An 11,563-nucleotide genomic window follows, 5' to 3' on the forward strand; every position below is an offset into this window, starting at 1 on the left:
GGTCGGAGCCGATCACATCGAGCGTGCGGAGCCAACAGTGGTCATGCGTAGCAGCAGCCCCCTGCCGAGGATGAGCCGGCGCGGTCGCGTCACCATCGCTGTCCTGGTCGGGGTGTTCGTGCTCTTCACCCTGCTCGGCTGGGGTGTTCAGGCGTGGACGGACTGGCTCTGGTTCGACGAGGTTCGCTACACCGAGGTCTTCACCGGTGTGCTGGTGACCCGACTGTTGCTCTTCCTCGCCGTCGGTCTCGGCATGGCGGTGGTCGTCGGTGGCAACCTGTGGCTGGCCCATCGGCTGCGCCCGCGACTGCGTCCGCACTCGGTGGAGCAGGCGACGCTTGAGCGTTACCGGATGGCGCTCAGCCCACGACTCGGCACCTGGATCGCGCTCACCGCCGCGGTGGTCGGGCTCTTCGCCGGCCTCTCCGCGCAGAACCGGTGGAGCCAGTGGCTGCTCTTCCGCAACGGCGGTGACTTCGGGGTCAAGGACCCGGAGTTCGGGGTGGACATCGGTTTCTACGTCTTCCAGTTGCCGTTCTGGCGTTACCTGCTCGGGGTCGCCTTCACCGCTGTGGTGCTCGCCGTGATCGGCGCGCTGGCGGTGCACTACCTCTTCGGTGGGGTCCGCCTCCAGGGCGTCGGGGACCGGATGAGCAACGCGGCCCGCGCGCACCTGAGCAGCCTGGTCGCGGTCTTCGTGCTGTTGAAGGCCATCGCGTACGTGCTGGACCGGCGGGCGATGCTGCTTGAGTACAACGAGGGCGCCAAGTTGTACGGCGCCGGCTACGCCGACGTCAACGCGTTGCTGCCGGCGAAGGAGATCCTGGCCTACATCTCGATCGTCGTGGCGATCGCGATCGTCGTGTTCTCCAACGCCTGGATGCGGAACCTCGTCTGGCCGGGGATCTCGCTTGCGCTGCTCGGTGTGTCCGCGGTGGCCATCGGCGGCATCTACCCCTGGGCGGTGCAGACCTTCGAGGTCAAGCCGAGCGCCAAGGACAAGGAAGCGCCGTACATCCAGCGCAGCATCGACGCGACGCGGGCGGCGTTCGGGCTGGGAGCCACCCAGACGACCCCGTACGCGGCGAACAACCTCACCCCACCGGCGAACCTGGTCACCGACACCTCGGTGGTGTCGAACGTGCGACTGCTCGACCCGCAGTTGGTGAGCGAGACGTACACCCAGCTTCAGCAGGTGCGTGGCTTCTACGACTTCGGCCCCAAGCTGGACATCGACAGGTACGGGGTGAACGGGAAGGTCTCCGACTACGTGGTCGGCGTCCGGGAGATCAACTACGGCGAGCTGACCGACCAGCAGAACACCTGGATCAACCGGCACACCGTCTACACCCACGGCTACGGGCTGGTGGCCGCCCCGGCCAACCAGGTGGTCTGCGGCGGGCAGCCGTTCTTCGTGTCCGGCTTCCTCGGCGAGAAGACCCAGGAGGCGTGCTCCTCCCAGACCGAGCAGATCCCGGCCAAGCAGCCGCGCATCTACTACGGCGAGCGGATGGCGGCCGACGACTACGCGATCGTCGGGCAGTCCGACCCGAACAAGAAGGCCGAGTTCGACAGGCCGGTCGGCGAGGGTGGCGGCGAGTCCTACACCTACACCGGCGAGGGCGGCGTCAAGATCGGTTCCTTCACCCGCCGGCTGCTGTACGCCATCAAGGAGCAGGAGTCGAACTTCCTGCTCTCGGAGGCGGTCAACAAGGACTCCAGGCTGCTCTACGTGCGTAACCCGCGGGACCGGGTGGAGAAGGTCGCGCCGTTCCTCACGCTGGACGGTGACCCGTACCCGGCGGTGGTGGACGGTCGGGTGCAGTGGATCGTCGACGGCTACACCACGGCGGCCACCTACCCGTACGCCGAGCGGGTCAACCTGCAGACCGAGACCACCGATGAGTTGACCAACCGGGGCACGTTCCAGTTGGCCCGGGAGAACGTCAACTACATGCGCAACTCGGTGAAGGCCACCGTCGACGCGTACGACGGCACCGTGAAGCTCTACGAGTACGACGACACCGATCCGGTGCTCAAGGCCTGGAACAAGGCGTTCGGCGGTGACCTGGTGCTGCCGAAGGCGGACATCCCGGTCGAGCTGACCGAGCACCTGCGCTACCCGGCGGACATGTTCAAGGTGCAGCGCAACCTGCTCACCAAGTTCCACGTGACCAACCCGGGCGACTTCTACTCCGCTCAGGACTTCTGGCAGGTGCCGACCGTGCCGGACGCTCCGGACAGCGGCCAGAAGCAGCCTCCGTACTACCTGTTCACCCAGTTCCCTGGGCAGGAGAGCCCTCGATTCCAGCTCACCGCCGCGGTCACCCCGAACGGCCGGCAGAACCTGGCCGCGCTGATCTCCGGGTCGTACGTCGACGGGCAGCCCCGGCTGGAGGTGCTGGAGTTGCCGGATCAGACCCGGATCTCCGGCCCGGTGCAGGTGCACCAGCAGATGACGAACAACGCCAACATCCGCCAGCAGCTCAACCTGCTCTCCAGCAACCAGGCGCAGGTGCAGTACGGCAACCTGCTCTCGTTGCCCTTCGCCGACGGCATGCTCTACGTCGAACCTGTCTACGTGAAGAGCAACCAGCAGGACGCGTACCCGCTGTTGCAGAAGGTGCTGCTCTCCTACGGTGACGGTGGCTCCTTCGTGGCGCTCGCCGACAACATCAACGACGGCATCAAGCAACTGGTCGAGCAGGGTAAGAAGGCCGGGCAGGGCACGTCGCCGCCCCCGACCACCGGGGGCAACCCGACGACGCCGACGCCCAGTGGGAGCGCCACGCCGACGCCGACGCCGAGCGCCAGCACCCCGCCTCCGACGGGCGACCTGGCCGTCGCCGCGGACCGGGTGCAGACCGCGATCACCGAGGTCCGGGCCGCGCAGACCTCCGGTGACTTCGAGCGGTACGGTCGTGCGCTCAAGACGCTTGACGAGGCGCTTACCGCGTTCCAGCAGGCGCAGCAGGCCGCCAACCCCACCGGAACGCCGAGCGGTGGCGCCTCACCGTCGGCGAGCGGCAGCCCGAGCGCGGGCGGCTGAGCGCACTCGCCGGGCGCAACTCTCGGAGCCCTCGTCGTCGGACCTCCCGGTCCGGGCGACGGGGGCTCCGCTGTCGTCCGGCCACCTGCCCGTCCGTCGCCTCCCCGAAAGGTCGGGGCGGACCGCAACCGGTGACACCGGTCGGCCGTCCTCACATCGACGGGGTGGAACGAGGGGGAACAGTCTTGCGGGACGCGCAGAGCTTCGACGACTTCTACCGCAGCACCGCGCGGCGGATGGCGAGGTACGGCTATGCGGTCGTGGGCGACCACAGCGAGGCGCAGGACCTGGTGCAGGAGGCGTACACCCGGGCCTGGCGGCACTGGGGTCGGCTGGCGGCGCATCCCGCGCCGGAGGCGTGGCTGCGGCTGGTGGTGTCCCGGTTGGCGACCGACCGCTGGCGGCGACTGCGCACCCTGCGCGGAGCGCTCCGCCTGGCGGGGCCCCCACCCGCGGTCGGGCCGCCCACAGAGGACAGTGTGCTGCTGCTCCAGGCTCTGCGCCAGGTACCCGCGAACCATCGGCAGGCGTTGGCTCTGCACTACCTGTTCGACATGTCGGTGGAAGAGATCGCCCGTGAGGTGGGCGCGCCCGTTGGCACGGTGAAGTCGTGGCTCTCCCGGGGCCGGTCCCGGCTCGCCGCGTTGCTGCCCGATCTCGCCGGCGTGGAACTGGAGGCCAACGATGTCGCGTGAACTCTCCGACTGGTATCAGCGCCTCGCCGCCGACGCCGACGCTCGCGACCTGGCCGTTCCCGGCGTACTGCGGCGGCGGGCGGACCGGAGGGCCCGGCTGCGTGCGGTCGGGGGCTCCCTCGCCGTGGCGTTGCTGGCGGGAGGCGTGGTGATCGGTACCTCGCTGGTGTCCAAACCGCCGCCTGTCCCTTCGCCGGCCGTCAGACCGACGACCCCCGCGCCGAGTGCGACTGCCGGCTCACCGTCGCCGTCGGCCCCGCCCACCACGCCCGGCCGACCCCCGAGTTCGTCCCCCGCGTCTCCGCAGGTCACCGGCGGGTCGCCACCCTCGACTCCGGTCAGCATCCCGGATCGGGCGTTCTTCAACCTCCCGCCGGCGAACCGGACCGACACCGCGCCGAAATTCGTGGACCGGGACGTGCTGCCGGGGCTGTGCGGCGCCCGCTACCCGAGCGACGCGGCGATCGTGCAGCGTCGGACCCGGTCCCTGGTCTTCAAGCTGCCGGAGGACAACATCGACGGGAACGCCCCGGACGGCACCTACGCCCACACCATCACCATCTACCGGGCCGGGCGTGCCGACGATGCGATGAACGAGCTGCGCCGGGCGGTGCGCGACTGCCCGGAGCAGGGACGGCCGGCCGGTGACGCGTCGATGCTGACCAGGCAGCGGCTGCTCAGCACCACCGGGTACGGCGACGAGTCGGTGCTGTTCGAGATGCGGGAACCAAATGTGGACATCAACGGTGACCCGACCGGCGGGGAGAACGTCCGGTTGGTTCGGGCGATCCGGATCGGCGACGTGGTGACCGTCCTCTGGGAGATCGGCTGGGAGAGCGGGTCCAGCCCGCGGGCGCAGGTCGACGCGGACAGCCGCCGCGCGGTCACCGCCATCCGGGCGTGGCTCGACTGATCCGTGCCGGCCCGCGATCCGGCGGATTCGGATGTCGTTTTGCGGGGCCCGGGGGTGGTGCGCTACGGTTAGCGAGCCGACGCGGGGTGGAGCAGCTCGGTAGCTCGCTGGGCTCATAACCCAGAGGTCGCAGGTTCAAATCCTGTCCCCGCTACGAGAAACATCGAAGGCCCGTCTCCGGTTCACCGGAGGCGGGCTTTCGACTTTCCCGACGTCTGCCGGCCGCTGCTCGGAAAATCGGGCGTTGGCCTGCTCGCTGGCGTCGGCAGTGACCCCACTGATCATCGCCGAACGGGATGGGTTAAGGTTAACCAGTCGACGCGGGGTGGAGCAGCTCGGTAGCTCGCTGGGCTCATAACCCAGAGGTCGCAGGTTCAAATCCTGTCCCCGCTACCACCGGCAGTGCAAAAGATCCGGCCCCATCCGTGGGGCCGGATCTTTTTTGTGCTCTCCGACCGGAGGAGTGCCCCCGTGGGGGCCGACACCTCGCGGGCGCCGGCCCCACCCGGTTGCTACCGGAAGCCGTTTCTTGCCGGAGGGTTGCGGGAACGTTGCGCCCGGTCGGGGTGCTTGCGGATGTTCCGGTCCCGTGGTTCGGCGCGTACCGACGTGCCGAGGTTGCGTCCTTCGGCGAGGATGGGCACATGTCTTCATTCGGTAAGTGGTGGGGCCGGCTCAGCGCGGTCCTCGGTGCGGCCGTACTGGCGGTCTTCGTGCCCGTCGCGGCCTGGGCGTCCACGGGCACCGGCGAGGTGGTCGTGGAGGCGGCACGGCGGCGGCGCGGCGGCGGCGGCTTCGGCGTTCTGAGCCTGCTCTGCTGCCTGGTGGTGGTCGCCGTCATCGTGTTCCTGGTGCTGCGCCTGACCCGCAACCGTCGGGGTGGCCCGCCGCGCTGATCAAGCGGCCCGTCCCGATCGGTTCGTCGACGGCGGCGGGCCGTGAGCCGGCCACCGGTGGGTCACGCCGCCAGTGCGGCGTTGGCCTGGGCGATGAAACGTGAGGCGGCCGCCCGGGTGCCGACCCGCTTGACGCGGATGCTCTCCGCGGTGGCGACCAGCAGGGTCCGCACCTTGGCGTGCCCCTTCGGGGGTGGCGCCGGGGCCGGCCCGAGCTGGTCGGCGATGGACGCGCCGAACGCGGCGGCCCGCTGCTGGGCCGGCTCGGTGATGCTGCCCTCGGCGTAGCGGCGGACGGCGAGACTGGCGTTCAGGCCACGTTCGTGGCCGAGGACGGTGCCGGCCTCGCCGTTCGTGGTCAGAAAATTGATCACGTCGGTGACGGTGTCCGGGTGGCGGGTGCCCCGGAACGCGGCCCAGAACATCGACGCGCGCGCCCACTGCGCACCGATCGGCCCCGGCAGGCCGACCACGCCCAGCTCGGCCTCGGTGAGCCGCTGCAATTCGGGCAGTTGGTGGGACCACGCGAATGACGCGGCGGTCAACCCGGTCACCACCAGTTGCCGGGACGGCTCGCCGCTGTCGGCCTGCTCGACCAGCGCCGCACCCGGGGTGGCCCGCACCCGGCGGGCCCGCTGCCACAGCTCGAACCAGGCGATGAGCTGTTCCACGCCGAAACCGAGCTGCTTGCCCCGGTACAGTTCGCCGCCCTGCGACCGCAGCCAGAGCCAGAGCGCCCGGTAGTCACCGGACCCGTCCATGGTGCCGGCCACCCTGCCCTCGCTGGCCTCGGTGACCTGTTCCGCCCAGGAGACGTACTCGGCCCAGCTCATACCGGCGCGCGGCTCCGGCACCTGTAGCTCCCGCAGCAGGTCCCGGTTGAAGACCACACCCGCGTGGGTCTGCCCGCCGGCCACCGCCATCGTCCGCCCCTCCACCGTGCCGTAGCGGATCAGGCCCTCCGGCAGGCCCCGCAGATCCAGACGGTGGTCGGCGACCCGGTCGGTGAGGTCGAGGATGATCTGGCGCTGGGCGTACTCGGTGAGCATGGCGTCGTCGATCTGGACCAGGTCCGGTACGTTCCCACCGGCCGCCTGGGTGGCCAGTCGCTCGTAGTAGCCACCGGCGCCCTGCCAGGTGACTCGGAAGGTGACCCGCGGGTTGCGATCCGAGTAGAGCCGCAGCACCTTCTCGGTGAGCTCGGCACGCCTGGCGCCACCCCACCAGAAGACCGACAGCTCGACCGGCCCGTCCTGGGTCGACGTGGCGGCGCCGTCGCTGCATCCGGCCAGCCCGCCCGACGCGAGCAGCGGCGCACCGAGCAACGCGGTGAGCACTCGGCGTCGGCCCGGGTCGGCGCCGAGGCGGTCGAACGGCTGTCGAACAACGGGCACGGGGGTCTCCTGGACCTGCGGGGGCGGCGGTCGGACCATTCACGCAGGGAGCGCACGAAGGTGTCAACGTCCGTCCGGTCACCCCCCGGCGCGGGTGGTCGAATCAGGCCTTCCGATCTCGCATGGTGTACTAGGGCGCGTGGAACTTCTGCACTCGGGCAAGGTTCGGGACGTCTACGCCGACGGCGACGACCTGATCCTGGTCGCCTCGGACCGCATCTCGATCTACGACGTGGCGCTGCCGACGCCGATCCCGGACAAGGGTCGCCTGCTCACCGCACTCTCGCTCTGGTGGTTCGAGCAGCTCGCCGACCTGGTGCCGAACCACGTCATCTCGGCCACCGACGTGCCCGCCGAGTTCGCCGGGCGGGCGATCCGCTGTCAGCGGCTGGACATGCTGCCGGTCGAGTGCGTCGCTCGCGGCTACCTCACCGGCGGCGGCCTGCGGGAGTACGAGCGGACCGGAGCCGTCTCCGGAGTGCCACTGCCCCGAGGGCTGGGCGAGGCGTCGATCCTGCCCGAGCCGATCTTCACGCCGTCGAGCAAGGCGCCGATGGGCGAACACGACGAGCCCATCACGTACGACGACGTGGTGGACAAGGTGGGCCAGGCCACCGCGGAGCGGCTGCGGCAGATCACCATCGACGTCTACCGGCGCGGCGCCGAGCTGGCCGCCGACCGGGGCATCCTGATCGCCGACACCAAGATCGAGTTGGGGTGGGCGCCCGACGGCACCCTGGTCCTCGCCGACGAGCTGCTCACCTCCGACTCGTCGCGGTTCTGGCCGGCCGAGTCGTACCAGCCGGGCCGCGTGCAGTTCTCCTACGACAAGCAGTACGTGCGGGACTGGGCCACCAGCGGCGGCTGGAACAAGCAGCCCCCGGCCCCGGACGTGCCCGACGAGGTCGTCGAGGCGACCCGCGCCCGCTACGTCGAGGTGTACGAGAAGCTGACCGGCAACCGCTGGGAGTGAGCGCGGCGGCACCCAGAGGATCATGGATGGGCGGGGTGCCGCACGTTGATAGCCTGCGGCCTATGGCATCCGGTCGTTCCGCGTCTCCGCCTCCCGGTGACTACGTCTCCCGGATGGCCCGACGGCCGCGCTGGCAACGGGTTCTGGTGCTGGTCCTCATGGTCCTGGTCGTTCTGGCGCTGCCCGTCGGCATCGGCCGCAACGTGATCGGCGCCGAGCGGGTGAGCATCCAGGTCGAGTCCTGTGACCTCGGCGGTCCGAAGGCGACCGAGCGGTGCCGCGGCACCTGGAGCATGTCCGACGGGCGTGTGGTCACCGGCCCGGTGGGCGGCGGTTCGCCGCGTGCCGGCGAGCGGGTCGACGGCTGGGCCAACGGGACGCGGGCCACCGTCAGCCTGATGGCCTGGCTCATCGCCCCACTGATGGTGGGCTCGGCGCTGGTGGCGGCGATGGTGGCGCTCGCCGTCGTCTTCCTGCGGGCGGGCGTGCAGCGGGTGCGGCGCGGCCGCCGACCCGCTCCGGGCGGGCCCCCGGTGAGCGACGTCGAGCGCTGACGCGGGCTCAGTCCACCCAGTCCAGGGTGCGCTGCACGGCCTTGCGCCACTGGCCCAGCTCCTTCTCGCGCAGCTCCGGGGCCATCGCCGGCTCCCACTGCGCGTCGGAGCGCCACTGCGCCCGCAGGGTGGCCAGATCCGGCCAGAAGCCGACCGCCAGACCGGCCGCGTACGCGGCGCCCAGGCAGGTGGTCTCGGTGATCCGGGACCGGATCACCGGCACGTCGAGCACGTCCGCGAGGAACTGCATGAGCAACCCGTTGGCGGTCATCCCACCGTCCACCCGGAGTCGGCGCAGCGCCACGTCGGAGTCGGCGTCCATCGCGTCGACGACCTCGCGGGTCTGCCACGCCGACGCCTCCAGCACCGCCCGCGCCAGGTGCCCCTTGGTGATGTAGCCGGTCAGGCCGGCGATGACGCCGCGCGCGTCGCTGCGCCAGTGCGGGGCGAACAGCCCGGAGAACGCCGGCACCACGTAACAGCCGCCGTTGTCGTCCACGGTGCGGGCCAGATCCTCCACCTCGGCGGCCGTGGAGATCAGCCCGAGGTTGTCCCGCAGCCACTGCACGAGCGAGCCGGTGACCGCGATGGCGCCCTCCAGGGCGTACGCCGGGGGTTGGTCCTTGATCCGGTAGGCGACAGTGGTGAGCAGGCCGTGCGTCGACGGGACCGGGCTGGCCCCGGTGTTGAGCAGCAGGAAGCTGCCGGTGCCGTAGGTGCACTTCGCCTCGCCCGGCTGGAAGCAGGTCTGCCCGAACAGGGCGGCCTGCTGGTCGCCGAGCGCGCTGGCGACCGGCACCCCGGCGAGCACGCCGGTGGCGGTGCCGTACACCTCGGCGGAGCAGCGGATCTCCGGCAGCATCGCCGCCGGCACGCCCATCGCGTCAAGCAACTCCGGCGCCCAGTCCAGGGTGGTGAGGTCCATCAGCATGGTCCGGCTGGCGTTGGTCACGTCGGTGACGTGCGCACCGGTCAGCTTCCAGATCAACCAGCTGTCCATGGTGCCGAAAAGCACCTCGCCGCGCTCCGCGCGCTCGCGCAGGCCGTCGACCTCGTCGAGCAGCCAGCGCAGCTTCGGCCCGGCGAAGTAGGTGGCGAGCGGCAGGCCGGTGCGGGCCCGGAACCGCTCCTCGCCGTACGTCGAAGCCAGCTCGCGCAGCAGCGGCCCGGTCCGGGTGTCCTGCCAGACGATGGCGTTGGCCACCGGGCGGCCGGTGGCCCGGTCCCAGACGACCGTGGTCTCCCGCTGGTTGGTGATGCCGACGGCGGCCAGCCCGGTCGGGTCGGTGCCGGCGGCCCGCAGCGCCTCGGCGACGACCTGCTGGACGTTGTCCCAGATCTCCTCGGCGTCGTGTTCGACCCAGCCGGGTCGGGGGAAGATCTGCCGGTGTTCACGCTGGGCGACGGCGACGACGTCCCCGGCCGAGTCGAAGACGATGCACCGCGAGGAGGTGGTGCCCTGGTCGATGGCGGCGACGTACTGGGGGGTCACCGCAGCACCGTACCCAAAGCGGCAGCATGCTGCGACCGGCGTCACGGCCGGGTACGGCCCGCGGCCGTCCGCCGGCAGTCGTGTCGCCTACGATGTGCGAACGTGCGCGACATCGCCGTTTTCAGTGGAACCGCCCATCCCGACCTGGCTGCCGAGATCTGTGCCCACCTCGGGGTGCCGCTGCATCCGGTGCGGGTGTCCCGATTCGCGAACGACTGTCTGGAAGTGCAGTTGCAGGCCAATTGCCGGGAGCGCGACGTCTTCCTGATCCAGCCGCTGGTGCCGCCCGTGCAGGAGAACCTGGTCGAGCTGCTGTTGATGATCGACGCCGCCCGGGGCGCGTCGGCCGGCCGGATCACCGTGGTGCTGCCGCACTACGCGTACGCCCGTTCGGACAAGAAGGACGCGCCACGGATCTCGATCGGCGCCCGGCTCGTCGCCGATCTGCTCACGTCGGCCGGGGCGGACCGGGTGCTCGCGATGACGCTGCACTCGCCGCAGGTGCACGGCTTCTTCAGCGTTCCCGTGGATCACCTGCACGCCTTGCGCGAGCTGGCCACCCACTTCCGGCGCTACGACCTGACTGACACAGTGGTGGTCTCCCCCGACCTGGGTAACGCCAAGGAGGCGGCGGCCTTCGCCCGGCTGCTCGGCACGCCTGTCGCGGCCGGGGCGAAGCAGCGGTTCAGCGACGACCTGGTCAAGATCAGCGCGGTGATCGGCGAGGTGACCGACCGGGACGTCATCGTGCTGGACGACGAGATCGCCAAGGGCAGCACGGTGATCGAGTTGATGGAGCACCTCCGCGGCCTGAAGGTCCGCTCGATCCGGCTGGCCTGCACGCACGGGCTCTTCTCCGGCGACGCGTTGCGGCGGCTCAGCGACCAGGACGGCGTCCTGGAGATCGTCTGCACCAACACGGTGCCCATCCCGGACGAGAAGCGGGTGCCCACTCTTCAGGTCCTGTCGGTGGCCCCGGCCCTGGCCGAAGCCATGCGCCGGATCCACAACGGGGAATCCGTCTCGGCGCTGTTCGCCTGAGCCGGCCGGCGCGGGCGCGGGACCTCAGCGCGGGGTGTGGCCGTGCTGGACGAGGCCGGTGGTGATGCGGACGGTGGTGCCGGCGGTGCTGGTGACGACCTCCATGGCGTCGGTCAGCTCGCGGGCCAGCCAGAGGCCCCAGCCGCCGGCGGTGTCCGTGGCTGGTCGAGTGCGGTCGCCCAGCCGCTGCGGACTGATCCCGTGCCCGTGGTCGGCGACCTCGCAGACCAGCAGCTCCGACTCGTGCCAGAGCCGCAGCCATCCGCATCCGCCGCCGTGCCGCACCGCGTTGGTGATCAACTCGTTGATCGCGAGCACGAAATCGTCGAGCCGTTGACCGGTGAGCCCGCAGGCGTGCGCGCAGGAGGTGACCGAGTGTCGAATCTCGGTCACCTTGGCCTTGTCGAAGGCGTCGGCGATCAGGGCAGGTTCGATGGGCACAACCGTACGCGGTGCGTGCGGATCTGCGTTCGTCATGGGCCCGTCCCGGCGGCGGATCTCGGAGTATTTCGGGGCTTTTCCACCGTACGTCAGGGTTCTCCGAACCGCACTCGCT

10 protein-coding genes and 2 tRNA genes are annotated in these 11,563 nt (G+C 70.5%); 9 read left to right on the forward strand and 3 right to left on the reverse strand.

Annotation, left to right across the window (positions count from 1 at the left end; genetic code table 11):
- Positions 1 to 43 precede the first annotated feature (43 nt).
- The 6 genes from AB0F61_RS09335 (at position 44) to AB0F61_RS09360 (ending at position 5,553) form a co-directional block, all read left to right on the forward strand.
- Positions 44 to 3,049 (forward strand): UPF0182 family protein, encoded by a 3,006-nt coding sequence (locus AB0F61_RS09335; protein ID WP_357806535.1) that lies wholly within the window; start codon positions 44 to 46, stop codon positions 3,047 to 3,049.
- Between the two features lie 185 nt (positions 3,050 to 3,234).
- Complete coding sequence (locus AB0F61_RS09340) at positions 3,235 to 3,744, forward strand: SigE family RNA polymerase sigma factor (protein ID WP_357806083.1); 510 nt, start codon at positions 3,235 to 3,237, stop codon at positions 3,742 to 3,744.
- The gene (locus AB0F61_RS09345) at positions 3,734 to 4,657 is read left to right on the forward strand and encodes a hypothetical protein (protein ID WP_357806086.1); all 924 of its coding nucleotides are present in this window, start codon (positions 3,734 to 3,736) and stop codon (positions 4,655 to 4,657) included. Before AB0F61_RS09340 ends, AB0F61_RS09345 begins: the two co-directional genes overlap by 11 nt.
- 80 nt (positions 4,658 to 4,737) lie before the next feature.
- Positions 4,738 to 4,811 (forward strand) — tRNA-Met (locus tag AB0F61_RS09350).
- 165 nt (positions 4,812 to 4,976) lie between these two features.
- Positions 4,977 to 5,053: transfer RNA gene (locus AB0F61_RS09355), tRNA-Met, on the forward strand.
- A gap of 248 nt (positions 5,054 to 5,301) precedes the next feature.
- A complete protein-coding gene (locus AB0F61_RS09360) occupies positions 5,302 to 5,553 on the forward strand; it encodes a hypothetical protein (protein WP_357403220.1) in 252 nt (83 codons plus the stop codon).
- Between the two features lie 62 nt (positions 5,554 to 5,615).
- Here the strand turns inward: AB0F61_RS09360 and AB0F61_RS09365 are convergent, their stop codons facing one another.
- Positions 5,616 to 6,947 (reverse strand): extracellular solute-binding protein, encoded by a 1,332-nt coding sequence (locus AB0F61_RS09365; RefSeq protein ID WP_357806089.1) that lies wholly within the window; start codon positions 6,945 to 6,947, stop codon positions 5,616 to 5,618.
- A gap of 139 nt (positions 6,948 to 7,086) precedes the next feature.
- Between AB0F61_RS09365 and AB0F61_RS09370 the strand changes: the two genes are divergently transcribed.
- Together AB0F61_RS09370 and AB0F61_RS09375 are read left to right on the forward strand one after the other, a co-directional pair.
- Complete coding sequence (locus AB0F61_RS09370; protein ID WP_357806092.1) at positions 7,087 to 7,920, forward strand: phosphoribosylaminoimidazolesuccinocarboxamide synthase; 834 nt, start codon at positions 7,087 to 7,089, stop codon at positions 7,918 to 7,920.
- A gap of 62 nt (positions 7,921 to 7,982) precedes the next feature.
- On the forward strand, positions 7,983 to 8,474 hold the full coding sequence (locus AB0F61_RS09375; protein WP_357806096.1) for a hypothetical protein: 492 nt from the start codon (positions 7,983 to 7,985) through the stop codon (positions 8,472 to 8,474).
- A 7-nt stretch (positions 8,475 to 8,481) separates the two neighbouring features.
- Here AB0F61_RS09375 and glpK read toward each other — a convergent pair whose 3' ends face one another.
- Positions 8,482 to 9,966 (reverse strand): glycerol kinase GlpK, encoded by a 1,485-nt coding sequence (gene glpK / locus AB0F61_RS09380; protein WP_357806099.1) that lies wholly within the window; start codon positions 9,964 to 9,966, stop codon positions 8,482 to 8,484.
- A gap of 102 nt (positions 9,967 to 10,068) precedes the next feature.
- Here glpK and AB0F61_RS09385 point away from each other — a divergent pair, with 102 nt between their 5' ends.
- A complete protein-coding gene (locus AB0F61_RS09385) occupies positions 10,069 to 11,007 on the forward strand; it encodes a ribose-phosphate pyrophosphokinase (RefSeq protein WP_357806102.1) in 939 nt (312 codons plus the stop codon).
- A 24-nt stretch (positions 11,008 to 11,031) separates the two neighbouring features.
- On the opposite strand, the gene AB0F61_RS09390 is transcribed toward AB0F61_RS09385, so the two are convergent.
- Positions 11,032 to 11,484, reverse strand: a complete 453-nt coding sequence (locus AB0F61_RS09390; protein ID WP_357806105.1) for an ATP-binding protein — start codon at positions 11,482 to 11,484, stop codon at positions 11,032 to 11,034.
- Positions 11,485 to 11,563 lie beyond the last annotated feature (79 nt).

Source organism: Micromonospora sp. NPDC023888 (genome assembly GCF_040639415.1).
Taxonomy (GTDB): Bacteria; Actinomycetota; Actinomycetes; order Mycobacteriales; family Micromonosporaceae; genus Micromonospora.